This is a genomic window from Curtobacterium sp. AC272 (assembly GCF_979258155.1).
The window spans coordinates 752726-772876 of record NZ_OZ409838.1; the positions used below are offsets into that span (position 1 = coordinate 752726).

Here is a 20151-nt window from a genome sequence, read left to right on the forward strand (position 1 = left end):
CTCCTACTCGCCCACGGGGGCGGTGGTCGATGCGGGCACCGGTTCGACCGTCGCGGTGCGGTGGTGCTTGCGGAGCCACCAGAGTCCGGCGATCGGTAGCACCAGCGGCGCGAAGGCGTAGCCCATGCCGTAGTACGACCAGATCGTGTCGTCGGGGAAGAGCTGCCGGTCGAACAGCGAGAGCGTGCCGATGACGAGGACGCCGGTCATCTCGAACACGATCGTGACGCACGCGACGCGGTACCAGAAGCGTCCGGGCACGATCAGGGCGATCATCGCCACGATGTACACGACGGCGGCGATGGCGCTCACCGTGTACGCGAACGGCGCGAACGAGAACTTCTCGATGATCTGGACGACGCTCCGGCCCGTCGCCGCCAGGGCGAGGATGCCGTACACGGCGATGAGGACGCGGCCGATGCCGGTCGCGAGTGAGGATCTGGTCGCCATTGCACCGATTCTACCGACGTGCGCGGACCACCATGACGCTCAGCGTCAGTTCAGGGCGAACCAGATCTGGTACATCCGGTAGATCATGACCGCGACGGTGAAGGCGCCGGCGCCGAGGACGACGGTGCTCCACTTCGTGCGGTCCACGAGGGCCCAGACGATGGTCGCCGGCGGCACCAGGAGCACCGACACGGCGTAGACCCCGAACTCGAGGGCGTTGCCGTCCGGTGGGCTGCCCGTCGCGGGCAGCACGATCGAGATGACGCCCTGCACCAGGAGCAGGACCTCGATGAGCGCGAGGGACCCCACGGTGTAGTCGTTGGGCTTCCAGCCGATGAACCCGACCACGATGGCGAACAGCCCGGCCAGGACCGCGACGACGAGCTGGACCCACATGAACCACTCGATCACGCGTGCGCCCCGTTCTGCGACGCCGGAGCAGCCGGCGCCGGGAAGTTCGTGATGACCCGGAGCAGTCCGCGCCGGACCGAGACCAGTCCGACGAGGCGGTCGTCGTCGACGGCCACGGCAGCCACCGGCTCGTCCGAGTCAGGGTGGTCGGCCGCGACGCGCTTGCCGTCGGTCAGGTCCTTCGCCGCGGACGCGTCGAGCGACACCGACGAGAACAACCGGCGTGCCACGTCGGCCGGACGAGCGAGCGCCGCGCGGACGTCGACGGCGTCGTCCTCGAGGTCGATCGCGTCGGCCACGTCGAACGGGCCGACCTGGGTGCGGCGGAGCGCGGTGAGGTGCGCACCGGTGCCGAGGGTGGCGCCGACGTCGCGTGCGAGGGCGCGGACGTAGGTGCCGGACGAGCAGGTCACGACGACGTCGAGGTCGACGACCGCCACCTCGGCACCGTCGACCGTGACGGTGCGGTCGTTCCGGCCGGTGACGTCGAACCGCGAGACGGTGACCGTGCGGGACTTCAGCTCGACGGTCTCGCCCTTGCGCGCCAGGTCGTACGCGCGGCGCCCGTCGACCTTGATCGCGCTGACGGTGGACGGGACCTGGTCGATCCGGCCGCGCTGCAGGGCGACGGCGCGCTCGACGGACTCGTCCGAGACGTCCGCTGCGGCGACGCCGGTCGCGGCGGTCGGGGTGCCGTCGGCGTCGTCGGAGTCCGTGGACACGCCGAGCCGGATGGTGGCGGTGTAGGTCTTGCCGAGGCCCACCAGGTGGGTGAGCAACCGGGTGGAGTGCCCGATCCCCAGGAGCAGCAGCCCGGTCGCCATCGGGTCGAGGGTCCCCGCGTGGCCGACCTTCTTCAGACCGAGGCGGCGGCGGGCGATCGACACGACGCGGTGGCTGGAGATCCCCTGCGGTTTGTCGACGAGGAGGATGCCGTCCGGCACGGTTTCGAGCACCAGAGGAGATTACCAGCGCCGGTCAGCAGGCGTCGTTCCACTCGCGACGAGGGTGCTCGGGATCGGTGACGTCGAGGACGGCGGAGGCGGCGATCTTGACGTCCGCCCGACGCTCGAGCCGGCCGGCTTCCTGCTCGACCCACAGCGACCAGCGCCAGAGCCCGCGGACACCCGGGGCCAGCAGCCCGTGCCCGTGCACGACCAGCACGCCGTCACCAGCGCCGGTGGTGCGGAACGGGGTGACCACCTCGTCGCGCAGCGTGTCGGGATCGTCGGACGGCGCCGTCGCGGCCATCGCGGACACCCCGTGCTGCTCGAAGCCGGCCACCAGCGTGGCGGCGACGTGTTCGAGATCGGTGCCGTCCTGCCCGTCGATGCCGATCACGGTTCGGTTCGTGCCGACCTGCGCGATCACCTCAGCAGCGATCGCGGCCATCGTGTCGGTCTCTTCGGGTGCCCAGCGTGCCATGCGTCCACCGTAGGCTGTCGTGGTGAACGCGAGCAGGGCCTCCCGGCCGGATGTGGAGAACGCGAGCGTCCCCGACATCGCGACCCCGTTGACCACTTGGTTCCGACAGGAGGCCCGCGACCTGCCGTGGCGTCGCCCCGGCTTCCCGCGTGGGGCACCCTGGTCAGCGAGATCATGCTGCAGCAGACGCAGGTCGCGCGCGTGGTCCCTCGACTGGAGGCGTGGCTCACCCGGTGGCCGACGCCTGCGGACCTCGCGGCGTCGCCCCCGGCGGACGCGGTGCGTGCCTGGGACCGGCTCGGCTACCCGAGACGCGCGCTCGCGCTGCACGCGGCGGCCACGGTGATCGCGACCGAGCACGGCAACGTCGTCCCTCGGGACGTCGAGGCGCTGCTCGCGCTGCCGGGGATCGGCGACTACACGGCACGGGCCGTCGCCGTGTTCGCGTACGGCGACCGGCACCCCGTCGTCGACGTCAACGTGCGGCGGGTCCTGAAGCGCGCGCTCCTGGGCCAGGGCGAGCCCGGGCCGGCGAAGGCCAAGGACGACCTGCCCCTGATGGAGTCCGTGCTGCCAGCGGACCGCGACGACGCCGCTGCGACGAACGCGGCGGTGATGGAGCTCGGAGCGCTCGTGTGCGTCGCTCGCTCCCCCGCGTGCGACGCGTGCCCGATCGCGGACCGCTGCGCCTGGCGTGCGGCCGGGTACCCCGAACACGACGGGCCGCGCGCCCCGAAGCAGGCGAAGTTCGCCGGCAGCGACCGGCAGGTGCGCGGGCTGATCATGGCCGAGCTGCGCGCGAGCGACGTGCCGGTCGCCCGGTCGGAGATCGAACCGGTCTGGCCGGACGCCGAGCAGCGGGACCGAGCGCTCGCGTCGCTGCTGCGCGACGGGCTGGCGGTCGGCGATGACGCGACCGGGTACCGCCTGCCGGACGCCTGACGCGCGAACGCCCCGCTGCACACGATGCAGCGGGGCGCTCGGACGTTCGTCGGGCTACGCCCGCGCTACGTCCTGCTCGTCGTCGGACTCGTCGTCCTCGTCCTCGTCGTGCTTGTACGGGTCGGCGTCGCCGGCGAACGTCGCACCGACCGACGCGGCGCGCACCTGCTCGTCACGCACCTGGGCCTGCACGAGCAGGTCCTCCATGTGCGCCGAGGTCTCCGGCAGTGCGTCGGCGATGAACTCGAGCGACGGGGTGAGCCGCGCCGTGATGTTCTTGCCGACCTCGGAGCGGAGCATGCCGGTCGCGGCCTTGAGTGCCGCGGCGGAGTCGGCGCGCTCCTCGTCGGTGCCGTACACGGTGTAGAAGACCGATGCGTGCTGCAGGTCTCCGGTCACGCGGACGTCGGTGATCGTCACGAACCCGAGACGCGGGTCGCGCAGACCCTTGTCGAGACGGCGTGCGACGACTTCCTTGATGCGGTCCGCCATCTTGCGTGCGCGCTGCGGATCGGCCATGGGTGCCTCCTGAGGCAGTGGCGGGACGTTTCCCGCCGGTGGTTCTGCGTGGAAAGGGTCGGGCCCCGACCTCCCGCGAAGGGAGGCCGGGGCCCAGGGTAGTCACACGATCAGTCGCGCGGCTTCTCGACGAGCTCGGTGGTCTCGATCTCGTCACCGATCTGGAGATCGTTGAACTTGCCGAGACCGATACCGGCCTCGAAGTCCGTGCGGACCTCGGTGACGTCGTCCTTGAAGCGACGGAGCGACTCGATCGCCAGTCCGTCGGCCAGGACCACACCGTCACGGATGACGCGCGCCTTGGCGTTGCGCGTGATCGTGCCGGAGCGGACGATGACACCCGCGATGTTGCCGAACTTCGAGGAGCTGAAGACCTCGCGGATCTCGGCGACACCGGACTGGACCTCTTCGTACTCGGGCTTGAGCATTCCCTTGAGGGACTGCTCGATGTCGTCGAGTGCGTTGTAGATGACCGAGTAGAAGCGCACGTCGATGCCTTCGCGCGCCGCACGCTCGCGGGCCTTGACGTCCGGACGGACGTTGAAGCCGACCACGATGGCGTTGTCGATCGTGGCGAGGTCGATGTCCGACTCCGTGATCGCACCGACACCGCGGTGGAGGATGCGGAGCTGGACGCTGTCGTCGACCTCGATGTCCAGGAGCGACTGCTCGAGTGCCTCGACGGCACCGGAGACGTCACCCTTGATGATGAGGTTGAGCGAGTCGACCTTGCCCTCTTCGAGTGCACGGGTGAAGTCCTCGAGCGAGATGCGCTTGCGGGCCTTGGCCAGCTGGGCGTTGCGCTCGGCGGCTTCACGCTTCTCGGCGATCTGACGTGCCGTGCGGTCCTCTTCGGTGACGAGGAAGGTGTCACCGGCGCGGGGCACCGAGGACAGACCCTGCACCTGGACCGGGCGGCTCGGCGTGGCGGCCTTGACCGCGACACCGTTCTCGTCGGTCATCGCACGGACGCGGCCGTAGGCAGTGCCCGCCACGATCGCGTCGCCGACGTGCAGCGTTCCGGACTGAATGAGGACGGTCGCCACCGCACCACGGCCCTTGTCGAGCCGTGCTTCGATCGCGACACCGCGGGCGTCCTTGTCGGGGTTCGCACGCAGGTCGAGCCCGGCGTCAGCGGTGAGCAGCACGGCGTCCAGGAGGTCCTGGATGCCGATGTTCTGCCGAGCCGAGACGTCGACGAACATGACGTCTCCGCCGTACTCCTCCGCCACCAGGTTGTACTCGGTGAGCTGCTGGCGGACCTTGGCCGGGTTCGCGCCTTCCTTGTCGATCTTGTTTACCGCGACCACGATCGGCACGTTGGCCGACTGCGCGTGGTTCAGCGCCTCGATCGTCTGGGGCATGATGCCGTCGTCCGCCGCGACCACGAGGATCGCGATGTCGGTGACCTGCGCACCACGAGCACGCATGGCCGTGAAGGCCTCGTGACCCAGGGTGTCGATGAACGTGATCGGACGCTCGATGCCCTCGTGCTCGGTGACGATCTGGTACGCGCCGATGTGCTGGGTGATGCCACCGGCTTCACCCTCGACGACCTTGGAGTTCCGGATCGCGTCGAGCAGTCGCGTCTTACCGTGGTCGACGTGACCCATGACGGTCACGACGGGGGACGGACCTGCAGGACGGAGTCGTCCTCGTCGGCGTACTCGGCATCGATGTCGATGTCGAAGCCCTCGAGGAGCTCCTTGTCCTCGTCCTCGGGCGAGACGATCTGGATCTTGTAGCCCAGCTCGTCACCGAGGACCTCGAACGTCGCCTCGTCCAGCGACTCGGTCGCGGTCGCCATCTCACCGAGGTGGAACAGCACCGTGACCAGGTTGCCGGGCATGGCGTCGATCTTGTCCGCGAAGTCCGAGATGCTCGCACCGCGACGGAGTCGGACGACCGTGTTGCCGTCGCCACGAGGACCTGCACACCGCCGAGCGACGGGGCCTGACGCATCTCGTACTCGGCGCGCTTCGTCCGCTTCGACTTGCGGGCACGGCTCTTGCCGCCACCGCGACCGAACGCACCGGCGGTACCACCACCGGGGCCACGACCACGGCCACCGCCACCGGCGGGACGCGGGCCGCTGAAGGCCGGACGCGGGAAGCCGCCACCGGCACCGCCGCCGGCACCCGGACGGGCGCCACCGGGACCGCCACGACCGCCACCCTGGCCCGGGCGCTGCCCGAAGCCGTTGGGACGGTTCGCCTGACCGGGCCCACCCGGACGCGGTGCACCCGGACGCGGGACGCCGGGACGCGGGGGCTGCGGACGCGGGATGCCCGCTCCACCGGCACCAGCGGCGGGGCGCTGGCCCATGCCCTGGTTCGAGGCGAAGGGGTTGTTGCCGGGGCGCGGCGGGCGCGAGCCCATGCCCTGGTTCGACGCGTAGGGGTTGTTGCCCGGACGTGCGCCGGGCTTCGGGCCACCGGGCTTCGGACCGGCAGCGGCGGGCTTGGCACTGGAGCCGGGCTTCACCGCGTCGGTCTTCGGCTCGTCACCGGTCGAGTCGGCCGGCTGCGTGGCAGCCTGCTGCTCGGCGGCGGCCTTCTCGGCACGGGCCTTCTGTGCGGCCTCGGCCTCGGCCTGTCGCTGGGCGACGGACTTCGGTGCGGCCGGGGTCGGGACGTCCTCGGCAGCAGGTGCTGCCTGGACCTCGGGCTCCGGTGCGGGTGCCGGACGGACCGGGCCGGGGCGCGGGCCACCGGGCTTCGGCGCGCCGGACGCGGGCGTGCTGCTCTTGGCCGGCGTGCTCGGCGCGGGGGCCGAGGCTGCGGGCTTGGATGCCGGGACACCGTCCGCCTGCAGGGCGGCACGGAGCTTCCGGGCAACGGGGGCTCGATGCTCGAGCTGGCACCCCGGACGAACTCGCCGAGCTCCTTGAGCTTCTCGAGTGCGGTCTTGCTGTCGACGCCGAGTTCGCTTGCGATCTCGTGTACGCGTGGTTTAGCCACTGTTCTCCTTCACGGGTCCCACCCCGTAAAGGGCAGGACTCAATGGATGACGGGTCTCATTTCGAGCCGCTCATCAGTTGTCCATAAGCCGTTCAGCCTGTTCTGTCATGTCCGGGCGCTCGGTCGACGCTCGTGAGAGGCCGACGATGTGGTCGAGCACCGCGGACGTGTCGGGATCGCGATCCAACCGGAGCGCACGGCGGAAAGCCCTGCGCTTGACGGCCAGATCGTAGGCATCGACGGTCGGTGTGAGCCATGCTCCCCGGCCCGGCATGACTGCCTTCGGATCCGCCACGACGCGGCCATCGCTCAGGGCGACGACTCGGAGGAGTGAGGATCGGGAAGCGCGACGACGACTGCCGATGCACGTTCTGACGGGAACCACTCTACTCCTTGCCTCGGACGTCCGCGATCCGGCGCGCCCTTCTGGGCACGCCGGCGGCGAAATCGCCTAGTCGTCGCCGTCCAGGATGGAGTCCGGCTGGATGTCGATCCGGGCCCCGGTGAGCTTGGCGGCCAGGCGGGCGTTCTGCCCTTCCTTGCCGATCGCGAGCGACAGCTGGTAGTCCGGCACGAGTGCGCGGACGGCCTTGGTCGACGCGTCGAGCACGAAGGCGCTGGTCACCTTGGCCGGCGACAGGGCGCTCGCGACGAACGCCGACAGGTCCGGGGACCAGTCCACGATGTCGACCTTCTCGGCACCCAGCTCGTTGGTGACGGCACGCACGCGCGCACCGAGCTCGCCGATGCAGGCACCCTTCGCGTTGACGCCGGGCTCGTTCGCCTTGACCGCGATCTTCGTGCGGTGGCCGGCTTCGCGCGCGAGCGACGTGATCTCCACGACGCCCGAGGCGATCTCCGGCACCTCGAGGGCGAAGAGCTTCCGGACCAGGCCCGGGTGGGTGCGCGACACCGTGATCTGCGGACCCTTGTTGCCGCGGGCGACGCTCGTCACGTACACGCGGATGCGCGACCCGTGCGCGTAGGACTCGCCCGGCACCTGCTCTTCGGGCGGCAGGATCGCCTCGACCGTGCCGAGGTCGACCATCACCATGCGCGGGTTCGGGCCCTGCTGGACCACACCGGCGACGATGTCGCCCTCCTTGCCGCGGAACTCGCCGAGGATCTTGTCGTCACCGATGTCGCGGAGGCGCTGGTTGATGACCTGCTTCGCCGCGAAGGCCGCGATGCGACCGAAGTCGCTCGGCTGGTCGACGGCTTCGCCGATGACGGTGCCCTCGTCGTCGAGCTCGGGGACGTAGACACTGACCTCGCCGGACTTGCGGTCGAGCTCGACGCGCGACTGCGCGTGGGCCGGCTCGCCGTTCTCTTCGGCGTGCTTCTGGTAGGCGGTCAGGATGGCAGATTCGATGATCTGGACCAGTTCGTCGAACGGGATCTCCCGCTCGCGCTCCATGAGTCGCAGGACTGCGAGATCGATCTTCACCGAGGTGCCTCCGTATTCAGATGAGTCGCTCCTGCGGATGGAACCGTCGCAGAAGTCGGCCACAAGCGTACCGCACTGCGGCTCGCGGACCCGAGCCGAGACGGACGGGAGGCCCGGTGCCAGCTGGCACCGGGCCTCCAGTCCGTCTCCTGGTGGCGACTAAATCGCGCGGACCGCGTCGAGCAGCTCGGCGACCGGCACGTCGCGGCGTTCGCCGCTCGCCCGGTTCCACAACTCGACGACGCCGTCGGCGGCGCCGCGGCCGGCGACGACCACGATCGGCATGCCGAGCAGCTCGGCGTCGCGGAGCTTCACGCCGGGCGACACCTTGGGACGGTCGTCGTAGAGCACGTCGAACCGCTCGCCCTCGAGCTCGGCGACGATCGACGTCGCCAGCTCGTAGGCGACCTGGTCGCGGCCGGTCGCGACGATGTGCACGTCGAACGGCGCGACGTTCTTCGGCCAGGCCAGGCCCTTGTCGTCGTTGTGCGCCTCGGCCAGGATCGCCAGGATGCGCGTCACGCCGATGCCGTACGAGCCCATCGTGACGGTCGCGAGCTTGCCGTTCTCGTCCTGCACCTTGAGCCCAAGGGCCTCGGCGTACTTGCGGCCGAGCTGGAAGACGTGCCCGATCTCCATGCCGCGGGCGGTCTCGAGCGGACCCGAGCCGTCGGGCGACGGGTCCCCCGCGCGGACGTCGGAGACCTCGGCGACACCGTCGGCCACGAAGTCACGGCCGGCGACCAGGCCGGAGACGTGCACGCCGCGCTCGTTGGCGCCGGTGACCCAGGCCGTGCCGTCGACCACGCGCGGATCGACGAAGTACCGGATGCCCGTGGCGCTGTCGGCACCGAGGACCTGCGGGCCGATGTAGCCCTTGACCAGGCCCTTGTGCTTCTTGAAGTCGTCGTCGCCTGCGGCTTCGACCTCGGCCGGGGCGAACGCCACCTCGGCGCGCTTCAGGTCGACGTCGCGGTCACCGGGGAGCCCGACGACCACGACCTCGCGCGTGCCGTCCAGGTGGGTGAGGGCGAGGACGACGTTCTTCAGCGTGTCCGCGGCGGTCCACGGCGCGCCGTCGCGCAGGGCGACCTCGTTCGCGTGGGCGACGAGCGTGTCGATCGTCGGGGTGTCCGACGACGGCAGGAGCACCGCGTCCGGCTGGCCCTCGATCGGCAGGGACGCGGGCACGGGCGTGACGTAGGCCTCGACGTTCGCCGCGTAGCCGTTGGCGCTGCGGACGAAGGTGTCCTCGCCGACGGCGATCGGGTGCAGGAACTCCTCCGACTTGGAGCCGCCCATCGCGCCGGCGTCCGCCTTGACGATGACGTACTCGAGGCCGAGGCGGGCGAAGATCTTCTCGTACGCGTCGCGCATGACCTGGTAGCTGCGCTCGAGGCCCTCGTCGGTGAGGTCGAACGAGTAGGCGTCCTTCATGGTGAACTCGCGACCGCGCAGCAGACCCGCGCGCGGGCGTGCTTCGTCGCGGTACTTGTCCTGGATCTGGAACAGCGTGACGGGGAGGTCCTTGTACGACGAGTACAGGTCCTTCACCAGCAGCGCGAACATCTCTTCGTGCGTGGGGGCGAGCAGGTAGTCGGAACCCTTGCGGTCCTGCAGGCGGAACATGCCGTCGCCGTACTCGGTCCAGCGGTTCGTCGCCTCGTACGGCTCGCGCGGCAGCAGCGCCGGCAGGAGCACTTCCTGCGCACCGGCAGCGACCATCTCGTCGCGGATGATCCCCTCGATCTTGGCGCGCACCCGGAGACCGAGCGGCAACCAGGCGAAGATCCCCGGGGACTGGCGACGGACGTACCCGGCGCGGACGAGCAGCTTGTGGCTCGTCACCTCGGCGTCGGAGGGGTCGTCGCGGAGCGTACGGAGGAACAGATGCGAAAGCCGTGTGACCACGGGGCCAGCCTAGCGGCGTGCGCCGACGGCGCGGCACGGGAGGGGGCGCACCGTGCGAGGTTCGCCGCACGGCGCGAGGTCCGGGCGGGCCGCACCGTGCGAGGTTCGCCGCACGGTGCGGCGCAAGCCGCATCGTGCGGTGTCACAAGCGCGCACCGGACTGCTTTCCCGCCACGGGTCCGCGAAGTCCGCACGGTGCGAACGGGACGCCCGGTGCCAGGCCGCCACGGGCCTCCCGTCCGGGACGCTCGCGACGCTCGTCGAGCGCGGACGCGCACCGTGCCGGAGCGCGACCTACGGAGTGGTGATGACCTCGGGGCTGCCGAGCGCGGCCTCCGGACCCATCTCGTCGGCGATGCGGTTCGCCTCGGCGATGAGGGTCTGCACGATCTCGTGCTCCGGCACCGTCTTGACGACCTTGCCCTTGACGAAGATCTGGCCCTTGCCGTTGCCCGACGCCACGCCGAGGTCGGCCTCGCGCGCCTCGCCCGGGCCGTTCACGACGCAGCCCATGACGGCGACGCGCAGGGGGACGGACATGCCCTCGAGCCCCTTCGTGACGTCGTTCGCCAGCTGGTAGACGTCGACCTGAGCCCGGCCGCAGCTCGGGCACGAGACGATCTCGAGCTTGCGCTCGCGCAGGTTGAGCGACTGCAGGATCTGCAGGCCGACCTTCACCTCTTGCGCGGGCGGCGCGGACAGGGACACGCGGATGGTGTCGCCGATGCCCTCGGCCAGCAGGATGCCGAACGCGGTGGCGCTCTTGATGGTGCCCTGGAACTCAGGGCCGGCCTCGGTCACACCGAGGTGCAGCGGCCAGTCACCGGCGGCGGCGAGCTGGCGGTAGGCCTTGACCATGACGATCGGGTCGTTGTGCTTGACCGAGATCTTGAAGTCGTGGAAGTCGTGCTCCTCGAACAGGCTGGCTTCCCACACGGCGGACTCGACGAGCGCCTCGGGCGTGGCCTTGCCGTACTTCTGCAGCAGGCTCGGTTCGAGTGACCCGGCGTTGACGCCGATGCGGAGCGACACGCCTGCGGCCTTCGCCGCGGCGGCGATCGCACCGACCTGGTCGTCGAACTTGCGGATGTTGCCCGGGTTCACGCGGACCGCGGCGCAGCCGGCGTCGATCGCCTGGAACACGTACTTCGGCTGGAAGTGGATGTCGGCGATGACCGGGATCTGCGACTTCTTCGCGATGATCGGCAGCGCGTCGGCGTCTTCCTGCGTCGGCACGGCGACCCGGACGATGTCGCAGCCCGAGGCCGTGAGCTCGGCGATCTGCTGCAGCGTCGCGTTGATGTTCGTCGTCGGGGTGGTGGTCATCGACTGGACGGACACCGGAGCGTCGCCGCCCACGAGCACCTTGCCGACCCGGATCTGGCGCGACTTGCGTCGAGGGGCGAGGGTTTCGGGCGACTTGGGCATACCGAGGTTCACAGCGGGCACGTGAGCACTCTACGCGCTCGCTGCGACCGTCCCGGCCCGGTCACACCGGACGCTCAGAGCCGGGCGGCGCTGTCCACCACGGTGATGAGCGGTGCGTACAGCCGCATCGTGTCGAGCGCCCGCTCGTGGTCCGCGTCGCTCGCCCCGGCGGAGGCGTCCGCGACGACCGTCACGGTCGCTCCGGCGTCCGCCGCCGCCAGGGCGGTCGACAGCACGCAGCAGTCGGTCGACACCCCCGTGAGCACCAGGTGCGGGTGCTCACCGACGACTGCCTGGAGGCCCGTCCCCCACTTGCCGAACGTCGGCTCGGTCACGACGGGGTCGTTCCGGTCCCCTGCCGCACTCGCGAAGGGCTCGGTCAGCGCGTACAGCGGGTCGGCGTCCGGCACGAGGGCGAAGGGCCACTCGCGGTAGTACGGCACCCAGGCGCCCTGCGGGCGCTGGGGTGCGACGAACCGGGTGAACACCGTGCGTCCGGTGAACCGGGGCAGCAGGCGCTCGATGCCGACTCCGGCGTGGTCGTACCGCGGCGCGGCCCACGGGGACTCCCCCGTGAAGACCTGCTGCATGTCGATGACGACGAGCCAGGCGTCGTCGGGGACGATCGTGCTCACCGCTGTGCTTCCTGTCGTCGCACGGAGCCGCGGGCGAACAGCAGGGTGCCGAGGAACCCGACGACGAGCGCGACCAGCACGCCGAGGTTCGCGTAGGCCCAGGCGCCGTCGCGTCCGCCGAGGCCGAACGGTCCGAGCAGGTAGCCCTGCCACGACAGCCACGCCGGTGACGCCAGCGTGACGAGGCCCCACCCGAGCGCCGTGCCGACCGCGACCAGGGCGATCGCGCCCCACCGGACGTCGCCGTAGCGGCCGCGACGGTCGTCGAGCTCGCCTTCGGCGTAGGCCGTGCGCCGCAGCAGGACGTCGGCGACGAAGATGCCGGCCCAGGCGGCGACCGGGACGCCGAGGGTGATGAGGAACGCCTGGAACGGGATGACGAACGACTCGGCGAAGAAGGCGATGTAGATCGCCCCCGCCACCATGAACACACCGTCGACTCCGGCAGCGACCGGCCGCGGGATCTTCACGCCGGCGCTCAGCAGCGCCAGACCCGACGAGTAGATGTCGAGCACCGCGCCGCCGACGAGCCCGAGGATCGCGACGAGGGCGAACGGGATGAGGAACCACACCGGCAGGATCGACGTGAGCGCACCGATCGGGTCGGCACCGATCGCGGCGTTCAGGTCCGGCGACGAACCGGCGAGCAGGACACCGAAGACCACGAGGACGGCCGGTGCGAGCGCCCCGCCGAAGGTCGTCCACCCGACGACTCCCCCGGTGGACGACGACCGCGGCAGGTACCGCGAGTAGTCGGCAGCGGCGTTCACCCAGCCGAGGCCGAACCCGGTCATCACCAGGACGAGTGCTCCGATGAACTGCTGGCTGCTGCCCGTCGGCAGCGCGGCGATCGCGCCGAAGTCGATGGACGGCACCGCGAGCACCACGTAGACGACCGTCAGCACAGCGGTGATCACCGTGATCCAGGTCTGCAGGCGCATGATGACGTCGAAGCCCGCGACGCCGGCCCCGACCACGAGCGCGGCGACCACGACGAGGGCGACGACCTTCGTCAGCACCCCGCCGTCCCAGCCGAGCTCGGTGAAGACCGTCGAGGTCGCGAGGACCGCCAGCGCGGCGAGGGCGGTCTCCCACCCGACGGTGAGGATCCAGCTGAGGAACGAGGGCACCCGGTTGCCGCGGACCCCGAAGGCCGCACGGCTCAGCACCATCGTCGGCGCCGACCCGCGTTTGCCGGCGATCGCGACGACGCCGCACAGCAGGAACGAGAACACCACCCCGACGACCGAGACGACGGTCGCCTGCCAGAAGGAGATCCCGAACCCGACGACGAACGATCCGTAGGCGATGCCGAGGACGGAGATGTTCGCCGCGAACCATGGCCAGAACAGTCCCCGCGGGGTGCCCTTGCGGTCGGACTCGGCGATGACGTCGAGACCCTGCCGCTCGACGGTGCGGACCTCGGGCGCGGCGGTGGTGGGCCCGGAGTTCGTGGGCGCTGTGCTCATCCGCTGAGCGTAGCGCCGCAGCGACTACCCGAACAGGTTCACGGGCCGCACGATGTCGGCGTAGATCAGCAGCGCGCTCATCCCCGCCAACAGCACCACGACGACCATCGTGAGCGGCATCGTCTTCGCCAGGTCGATGGGGCCCGGGTCCGCCTTGCCGACGAGCTTGAAGGACCGTCGCTTGATCGCCTCCCACAGGGCGCCGGCGATGTGCCCGCCGTCGAGCGGCAGCAGCGGCACCATGTTCAGCACGAACAGGCCGATGTTCAGCGAGGCCAGCAGCCCGAGGATCGTGTACGCCTTGTCCACCACCGGCACGCCGCTCATCGACGAGACCTCGCCGATCGCTCGGCCGACACCGACGACCGACACGGGGCTGTCCTGCGACCGCTCCTGCGCGCCGAACGCCGCGTTCCAGACGGCGACCAGCCGCTGCGGCAGGTCGATGATCAGGTGCGCCGACGCGGAGATCTGCGCACCTGTCGCGGGCAGCACCTCGGCCGGCGACTGCCGCACGAGCGACTGCCCGATGCTGACGCCGACCACACCGACCCGCTGGGTCTTCGTCGTGCCGTCGTCGTTCGTGACGACCTTGCCCTCGGCGTCGTAGACGTCGCGGGTGGCGGTCGTCGGGGTGATCTCGAGCGTCTTCCGGGCACCGTCACGCTCGACGACGACCGTCACCTGCTCGCCGGCCGACTTCTGGAAGACCTCGGAGACGCGCGCGATGGTCGGGTCCTGCTCACCGTTCACCGAGAGCACGACGTCGCCCGACGCGATGCCGGCCTGCTTCGCCGGAGACTCCGCATCGCCCGAGGTGCACTCGGTCGTCTGGCTGGTCGGCAGGACGCAGTCGACGCTCGACGTGAACGTCGTGGTCGGCGACCCGAAGCCACACAACAGCACGCCGAACAGGACGATCCCGATCACCAGGTTCATCGCGGGGCCAGCGACCATCACGATGATGCGCTTCCACGGGGTCAGCCGGTAGAAGGCGCGGGAGTCGTCGCCGCCGGAGTCCGCGATCTGCTCCGCGCTGGCCTGACGGGCGTCCTGCACGAACGCGCCGTACATGCCGGTGTTCGTGATCGCACTCGGGCGGCCGGAGGCGCGCGGCTTGAGCATGCCGACCATCGAGATGTAGCCGCCGAGCAGGATCGGGCGGATGCCGTACTCGGTCTCACCCCGCTTGAACGACCACATGGCCTTGCCGAACCCCAGCGAGTACTGCGTCACCTTGACGTTGAACAGCTTCGCGAAGGACAGGTGCCCCAGCTCGTGGAGTCCGATCGAGACCAGCAGGCCGATGATGAAGACGACCACGCCGAGGACGAAGAGCAGGACGGATTCGACGGTCACCGGGAAAGGGTACGGGACGCTTGCCATGACGGAGCCGAGCGCCGTCTGGGAGGTGATCTGAGCCTCTCCCCACCGGCACGGCCGTCCCGCCGCTGACGCGTCGCGCCGGAACCGGCGGTGTGGGCCCAGTCCGTCACGTGGTGACCATGCGACCGACGGGAGGCGCGGATCGCGTCAGCGGGTCAGCGCGCGGTCCGCCGCGGCGCGGGCCCAGTGCTCCGCAGCGAGCACGCCGTCGAGTGACGGCTCCCCGCGGTGTGCTCCTCGACGACGCGCTCGACCGTGTCGACGATGTCGAGGAAGCCGATGGCGCCCGCGTGGAACGCGGCCACGGCCTGCTCGTTCGCCGCGTTGAACACGGCCGGGAAGGTCCCGCCGAGTTCACCGACACGCTTCGCGAGGGCGACGGCGCCGAACGCGTCAGCGTCGAGCGGCTCGAAGGTCCAGGTGCTCGCCGTGGTCCAGTCGAGCGGCACGCCGACCCCGGGCACGCGGTCCGGCCACGCCAGGCCGAGCGCGATCGGCAGACGCATGTCCGGCGGCGAGGCCTGCGCGATGGTGGAGCCGTCGACGAACTCGACCATCGAGTGCACGATCGACTGCGCGTGCACCGTGACCTCGATGCGGTCGTACGGCACGCCGAAGAGCAGGTGCGCCTCGATGACCTCGAGTCCCTTGTTGACGAGCGTGGCGGAGTTCGTCGTGACGACGAGGCCCATGTCCCACGTGGGGTGCGCCAGCGCCTGCGCCGGGGTGACGTCGCGGAGCTGCTCGCGGGTGCGGCCGCGGAACGGACCGCCGCTCGCCGTCAGGACGAGCCGCTGCACCTCGGTGTCGGCACCGGAGCGGAGCGCCTGCGCGATCGCCGAGTGCTCGCTGTCCACCGGGACGATCTGGCCCGGCGCTGCGGCCCGCTGCACCAGGGAGCCGCCCACGATGAGGCTCTCCTTGTTGGCGAGCGCCAGGGTGGCACCGGTCTCGAGCACCGCGAGCGTCGGCCCGAGGCCGACCGACCCCGTGATGCCGTTCAGGACGACGTCCGCCTCGACGTTGCGGACGAGCCGCTCGGAGTCCTGCGCGCCGAACGCCGTGTCGCGGACGCCGAACCGGGCAGCCTGTTCGACCACGAGGTCACGGTTGCTACCGGCGGTCAGACCGACGACCTCGAACCGGTCCGGGTTGCGGGCGACGACGTCGAGCGCCTGCGTGCCGATCGAGCCGGTGCTGCCGAGGACGACGATGCGGCGTTTCTCAAGGGTGTCCACGGCACACAGCCTATCTGCGCACTCGAGGCGCGCAGTATGTTGCACACCGCACTTCACTGTCGCTATGGTGACGACGCAACCTCAGGAGGGGATGAATGATGTCGATGAAGAACACAGTTGCCGCTGCCGTGATCGTGGTGTTGGGGATCGGAGCGCTGCCGACGGCAGCGAACGCAACGACTCCCGCGCCGACCACACTCGCGGTACTGACCGATCTGCGGGGGACCCAGTCACACGCGGAGATCGATGCCGTGATGCAGGGCGCAGCTCCAGTCGAGGCCCTGGCCGATCCAGACACCGGAGACATCCTCGCGGCGATGAGCGTTCGATCGCGTGCGCTCACACCGGTGGGACCCGGATGCTCCGCCACCAGCGCATGCATGCTGCGTTCGTCGGGCGGGCCGTACGGCTTGACCGGTACCGGAACGAAGACCGGCACATGGAGGGGGTCACCGGCGTGAAGTCCGGAGATCGACGGACGAGTTTCTGGGCATCGAACGGGATGGCCTACGAGTATCGAGCAGGTGCCTCGGTGACGTGGACGAAAGCTGTCACGGTCACCAAGGTGAGCCGCTGACTGCTGTCGTAGGACGGAAGAGGCCGACCACTGTTGTCAGTGGTCGGCCTCTTCACGTCGTGTCGACTTCGGCGCTCAGCCCTTGGCGAGGATGTCGACCACGAAGACGAGGGTGGCGTTCTTCGGGATGCCTGAACCTTCTCGAGGAGTCGCGCCGTAGGCGTCCTCCGGCGTGGCGACGATCAGCACCTGGGAGCCGACCTTCTGGCCGACGAGCCCGGTGACGAAGCCCTTGATGAGTGCGCTCTCGGAGACCGTGAAGGTCGTCGGGGCGCCCTTCGACCACGAGGAGTCGAACTCCTTGCCGGTGTCGTAGACGACGCCCTTGTACTGCACGAGGGCGGTGTCGCCGTCGGCGATCGCGGCGCCGTTGCCCTGCTTGAGGACCTCGACCGTCGTCTTCGTCGGGGCCTTCACGCCGTCGGGGATCGTGATCTCCGGCTCGCCGCTCGACTTGTCCGTGACCGTCGGCAGTGCCGGGTCCTGGTCCTTCGGGGTGCCGTTCGCCTTGGTGGGGGTCTGCGCGACGACGTCGGCGACGACCACGATCTCGCCACCGGTGTTGAAGCCGAGTGCCGACGACTGGCCCACGGCGGCCACACGGTCGCCGACCTTCGAGCACGCGAGCAGGGCTCCGAAGCCCGAGCCGCCGACGGACAGGACCTGCGGGTTGCCCTCGTCGAAGCCGACGGTGCCGAGCTTCTTGGCGTCCTTGGCCTCGTAGACCGTGTACGACACCTGGGCGTAGTCGCCCTCGTCGAGCGACGCGCCCTTGCCGGACACGAGCTTCGTGGCCTGCGGCTTCTTCGCCGAGAGGCCGGCCGTGAACTTCACCGTCGGGGCCTTCGTGCCGCCGAACGAGCCGGTCGCGCGGATCGCGTCGGAGGACTTGCCGGGGTCCGGGCAGGACGTGATCGCCGAGGCGGTCGCGCTGGCGGTCGGGGTCGGCGAGGCCGTGGACCCGTCCGAGCCGGAGCCGGAGCAGGCGGCGAGTCCCAGCACGACGGCGGGGACGAGGGCGATCGGGAGCAGGCGCAGACGCTTCACGGGAACCTAGTCTGCCCCACCCGTTGAAGAGTCCCCTGCCAATGTCGCAGCACGGACGACGGTCTCGGCCTCGTGGTGCACCGGGAACGACACCGACCGGGCGATGAAGCACAGCTGGTTGGCCGTGGCGTGGGCGGCTTCGGCGTCGGCGACCCGGTCCGCCTCGAGGATCGTCACGACCGGGTGCAGCGTCGCCCCGGTGAGCTCGCCCGAGCCGTCGCGGTTCAGGTTCAGCGATGCCGTGGCCGTGTCGCGGTAGTCGACGACGGTGAAGCCCTGGGTCACCGCGACGTGCAGGTAGCTGAGCATGTGGCACTGGGCCAACGCGGCGACGACGAGTTCCTCGGGGTTCCAGCGGTCGCGGTCGCCGCGGAACGTGGGGTCGGCCGAGCCGGCCACGTCGGGCTTGCCGACCGCCGAGACGACGTGGTCGCGCCCGTAGTCGCGGTAGCCGGAGGTGCCGGTGCCGCGGTCTCCCGTCCAGCTGACGGAGACCTCGTAGGTGTGGTCCTGCACGGGTGCTGCTCCTTCGTCGGCGTCACTGGCGGTCGTCCGCCCTGGCTAGCATGGCGGCATGACGGTGAGCCACGAAGTCCGCACTGATCGCCATCCTCTCACCGCCGACGGGTCGGTCGAACTCGCGGTCCTCGACCGGTCGGGGTTCGACGAGAGCCGGCACATCGGCGCCGGGGTCGTGGTCGACTCCGCAGGTGCCGTGGTCGACTCGGTCGGCGACGTCGCCGCCAGCATCTACCCGCGCTCGACGATGAAGCCGTTCCAGGCCCTGGCCGTCCGCCGAGCCGGTGCCCGGTTCTCCGACGAGGAACTCGTCCTGACCACCGCGAGCCACGCCGGCACCGCCGCGCACCAAGCCCTCGCGCTGCACATGCTCGAGTCGTTCGACCACGTCGAAGCCGACCTCGGGTGCCCGCCGGACATGCCCTTCGACCGAGCCACCGGAAGGACGATGGACGGCCCCCGGCGCCTGGCGATGAACTGCTCGGGCAAGCACGCCGGCATGCTCGCCGCCTGCCGCGTCAACGGGTGGGACGAGGCGACGTACCTGGACATCGAGCACCCGATGCAGCAGCGGGTCCGCTCGGTGGTCGAGGAGTACACGCACGAGACGGTCGACCTGGTCGGCACCGACGGCTGCGGCGCCCCCGTGTTCCCGCTCACGCTGACCGGACTGGCACGCGGGTTCGCCGGTGTCGTCGCTCGGGCCGACGACGACTCCGCGGCACTGACCGACGCCGTCCTGGCGCACCCGTGGGCGATCGACGGGGTCGGTCGGGCCAACACCGTCACGATCGAGCGGTTGCAGGTCCTGGCGAAGCTCGGTGCCGAGGGCGTCATGGTGATGGGGCTGCCCGGTGGGGCTGCGGTCGCGGTGAAGGTGCTGGACGGGTCGCAGCGTGCAGGCACCCTCGCAGCGCTGACCTTGCTGCAGCGGAACGGGCTGGTGGGTGCCGACGGCGTGGCCGACGTCCTGGCGGCGACGGGTGAGCAGGTGCTCGGCGGGGGCGTGCCGGTCGGCGCGGTCCGCGTCGGCTCCGGCCTGCGCTGAGGCCGTCACCCGACGAGCACCGGGAGCACCGGGAGCACCGGGAGCACCGGTCTGAGCGTGACACCGCGTCGGTCGGGTGGGCGACGGACGGTGCAGCCGTAGCGGGTGACCTCGACCGCGGCGTCCCACAGCCGGGGCATCGCGCCGAGGCCCGGGACGAGCACGACCGTGCCGCTCGGACGTCCGGAGCGGTCGAGGCGGGCGAGCACCGCCGTGCCGTCGGGCAGCGTCGGCCCGTCGGGTAGGGCCGTACCGTTGGGTAAGGCCGCGCCGGTGGGCAGCGCCGCGGCGTCCCCAGCGAGAGTTCCGAATCTGCCGGCTCCGCGGAGGTCGTCCCACGGATCGGCGGTGGCGCGGAGCTGTTCGGCGATCGCCCGGAACACCGCGGCGGCGAGTGCCCCGGTGCCGACGACCACGACGTGACCGGCCGCGTGGGTCTCCCACGGGACACCGTCCGGGCCGTGGCCGAGCAGGAGCCGTCCGGGTGCGCTCGGACAGAGGGGCTCGATCGCCGCTGCGGATTCGTCGCCGGACAGCGACTCCGGTTCGCGGGGCCCGCCAGCGCCGGACCGGTGCAGCAGGACGTCGAGCACCGCGCAGCACCCGGCGGCTGCGAACACCACCGCACGCGAAGCGCCGTCGAGGGGCGCGAACACCCCGGCGAGGACGAGCACGACGGCGGTCCCGACCAGGACGCACCGAGCAGCGAACGGGGTCATGCCTCCATCGCAACAGGCCG

The 20151-nt window shown here is 70.6% G+C and carries 17 protein-coding genes and 3 pseudogenes; 3 read left to right on the forward strand and 17 right to left on the reverse strand.

Translation table 11 applies throughout. The features are described 5' to 3' along the window. Nucleotides 1-3 precede the first annotated feature (3 nt). Genes ACZZ0J_RS03775 through ACZZ0J_RS03790 form a run of 4 tightly spaced genes read right to left on the reverse strand, consistent with a single transcriptional unit; the run spans nt 4 to nt 2286 of the window. Nucleotides 4-450 (reverse strand): hypothetical protein, encoded by a 447-nt coding sequence (locus ACZZ0J_RS03775; RefSeq protein ID WP_123339724.1) that lies wholly within the window; start codon nt 448-450, stop codon nt 4-6. 45 nt (nt 451-495) lie between these two features. Continuing rightward, nucleotides 496-861 carry a hypothetical protein gene (locus ACZZ0J_RS03780; protein WP_463434940.1) on the reverse strand — a complete coding sequence of 122 codons (366 nt, stop codon included), beginning with the start codon at nt 859-861 and terminating at the stop codon, nt 496-498. Beyond that, a complete protein-coding gene (gene truB / locus ACZZ0J_RS03785; RefSeq protein ID WP_463434942.1) occupies nt 858-1817 on the reverse strand; it encodes a tRNA pseudouridine(55) synthase TruB in 960 nt (319 codons plus the stop codon). Before truB ends, ACZZ0J_RS03780 begins: the two co-directional genes overlap by 4 nt. A 22-nt stretch (nt 1818-1839) precedes the next feature. Next, nucleotides 1840-2286, reverse strand: coding sequence for a hypothetical protein (locus ACZZ0J_RS03790; RefSeq protein ID WP_463434944.1), 447 nt, complete (start codon nt 2284-2286; stop codon nt 1840-1842). 52 nt (nt 2287-2338) lie between these two features. Between ACZZ0J_RS03790 and ACZZ0J_RS03795 the strand changes: the two are divergent. Continuing rightward, a pseudogene (locus ACZZ0J_RS03795) lies at nt 2339-3228 on the forward strand (HhH-GPD family protein). Nucleotides 3229-3282: 54 nt separating this feature from the next. Here the strand turns inward: ACZZ0J_RS03795 and rbfA are convergent. The 10 genes and pseudogenes from rbfA to dxr form a co-directional block, all read right to left on the reverse strand. Further along, nucleotides 3283-3747: a 30S ribosome-binding factor RbfA gene (gene rbfA, locus ACZZ0J_RS03800; RefSeq protein WP_123294301.1), complete on the reverse strand. Its 465-nt coding sequence runs from the start codon at nt 3745-3747 to the stop codon at nt 3283-3285. Between the two features lie 110 nt (nt 3748-3857). Next, nucleotides 3858-6707 (reverse strand): annotated as a pseudogene (gene infB / locus ACZZ0J_RS03805) (translation initiation factor IF-2). Between the two features lie 73 nt (nt 6708-6780). After that, nucleotides 6781-7092: a YlxR family protein gene (locus ACZZ0J_RS03810; protein WP_111083891.1), complete on the reverse strand. Its 312-nt coding sequence runs from the start codon at nt 7090-7092 to the stop codon at nt 6781-6783. 66 nt (nt 7093-7158) lie between these two features. Further along, nucleotides 7159-8154: a transcription termination factor NusA gene (nusA, locus tag ACZZ0J_RS03815; protein WP_111083890.1), complete on the reverse strand. Its 996-nt coding sequence runs from the start codon at nt 8152-8154 to the stop codon at nt 7159-7161. A 159-nt stretch (nt 8155-8313) separates the two neighbouring features. Beyond that, entirely contained in the window at nt 8314-10065 is a 1752-nt protein-coding gene (locus ACZZ0J_RS03820) for a proline--tRNA ligase (protein WP_463434947.1), read from the reverse strand. A 294-nt stretch (nt 10066-10359) separates the two neighbouring features. After that, entirely contained in the window at nt 10360-11493 is a 1134-nt protein-coding gene (ispG, locus tag ACZZ0J_RS03825; RefSeq protein ID WP_111083888.1) for a flavodoxin-dependent (E)-4-hydroxy-3-methylbut-2-enyl-diphosphate synthase, read from the reverse strand. 74 nt (nt 11494-11567) lie between these two features. Continuing rightward, nucleotides 11568-12128, reverse strand: a complete 561-nt coding sequence (locus ACZZ0J_RS03830; protein WP_463434949.1) for a cysteine hydrolase family protein — start codon at nt 12126-12128, stop codon at nt 11568-11570. Then, on the reverse strand, nt 12125-13597 hold the full coding sequence (locus ACZZ0J_RS03835; RefSeq protein ID WP_463434951.1) for a purine-cytosine permease family protein: 1473 nt from the start codon (nt 13595-13597) through the stop codon (nt 12125-12127). Before ACZZ0J_RS03835 ends, ACZZ0J_RS03830 begins: the two co-directional genes overlap by 4 nt. A 24-nt stretch (nt 13598-13621) precedes the next feature. Further along, nucleotides 13622-14956, reverse strand: coding sequence for a M50 family metallopeptidase (locus ACZZ0J_RS03840; protein WP_463434953.1), 1335 nt, complete (start codon nt 14954-14956; stop codon nt 13622-13624). A gap of 174 nt (nt 14957-15130) precedes the next feature. Next, nucleotides 15131-16221 (reverse strand): annotated as a pseudogene (dxr, locus tag ACZZ0J_RS03845) (1-deoxy-D-xylulose-5-phosphate reductoisomerase). Between the two features lie 98 nt (nt 16222-16319). Here dxr and ACZZ0J_RS03850 point away from each other — a divergent pair. Beyond that, on the forward strand, nt 16320-16682 hold the full coding sequence (locus ACZZ0J_RS03850; RefSeq protein ID WP_463434955.1) for a hypothetical protein: 363 nt from the start codon (nt 16320-16322) through the stop codon (nt 16680-16682). Nucleotides 16683-16873: 191 nt separating this feature from the next. Here the strand turns inward: ACZZ0J_RS03850 and ACZZ0J_RS03855 are convergent, their stop codons facing one another. Together ACZZ0J_RS03855 and ACZZ0J_RS03860 are read right to left on the reverse strand one after the other, a co-directional pair. Continuing rightward, nucleotides 16874-17845, reverse strand: a complete 972-nt coding sequence (locus ACZZ0J_RS03855; RefSeq protein WP_194647860.1) for an FKBP-type peptidyl-prolyl cis-trans isomerase — start codon at nt 17843-17845, stop codon at nt 16874-16876. A gap of 6 nt (nt 17846-17851) precedes the next feature. After that, nucleotides 17852-18361 (reverse strand): OsmC family protein, encoded by a 510-nt coding sequence (locus tag ACZZ0J_RS03860; RefSeq protein ID WP_194647861.1) that lies wholly within the window; start codon nt 18359-18361, stop codon nt 17852-17854. Between the two features lie 58 nt (nt 18362-18419). Here ACZZ0J_RS03860 and ACZZ0J_RS03865 point away from each other — a divergent pair, with 58 nt between their 5' ends. Further along, nucleotides 18420-19412, forward strand: coding sequence for an asparaginase (locus ACZZ0J_RS03865; RefSeq protein ID WP_463434958.1), 993 nt, complete (start codon nt 18420-18422; stop codon nt 19410-19412). A 5-nt stretch (nt 19413-19417) separates the two neighbouring features. On the opposite strand, the gene ACZZ0J_RS03870 is transcribed toward ACZZ0J_RS03865, so the two are convergent. Further along, a complete protein-coding gene (locus ACZZ0J_RS03870; protein WP_463434959.1) occupies nt 19418-20131 on the reverse strand; it encodes a hypothetical protein in 714 nt (237 codons plus the stop codon). Between the last annotated feature and the right edge of the window lie 20 nt (nt 20132-20151).

What these genes read in the sequence shown, in the direction of transcription:
- ACZZ0J_RS03775 (WP_123339724.1), bottom strand. Translation starts at nt 450, where the DNA reads ATGGCGACCAGATCCTCACTCGCGACCGGCATCGGCCGCGTCCTCATC.
- ACZZ0J_RS03790 (WP_463434944.1), bottom strand. Translation starts at nt 2,286, where the DNA reads ATGGCACGCTGGGCACCCGAAGAGACCGACACGATGGCCGCGATCGCT.
- rbfA (WP_123294301.1), bottom strand. Translation starts at nt 3,747, where the DNA reads ATGGCCGATCCGCAGCGCGCACGCAAGATGGCGGACCGCATCAAGGAA.
- ispG (WP_111083888.1), bottom strand. Translation starts at nt 11,493, where the DNA reads ATGCCCAAGTCGCCCGAAACCCTCGCCCCTCGACGCAAGTCGCGCCAG.
- ACZZ0J_RS03835 (WP_463434951.1), bottom strand. Translation starts at nt 13,597, where the DNA reads ATGAGCACAGCGCCCACGAACTCCGGGCCCACCACCGCCGCGCCCGAG.
- ACZZ0J_RS03850 (WP_463434955.1), top strand. Translation starts at nt 16,320, where the DNA reads ATGTCGATGAAGAACACAGTTGCCGCTGCCGTGATCGTGGTGTTGGGG.
- ACZZ0J_RS03865 (WP_463434958.1), top strand. Translation starts at nt 18,420, where the DNA reads ATGACGGTGAGCCACGAAGTCCGCACTGATCGCCATCCTCTCACCGCC.
- ACZZ0J_RS03870 (WP_463434959.1), bottom strand. Translation starts at nt 20,131, where the DNA reads ATGACCCCGTTCGCTGCTCGGTGCGTCCTGGTCGGGACCGCCGTCGTG.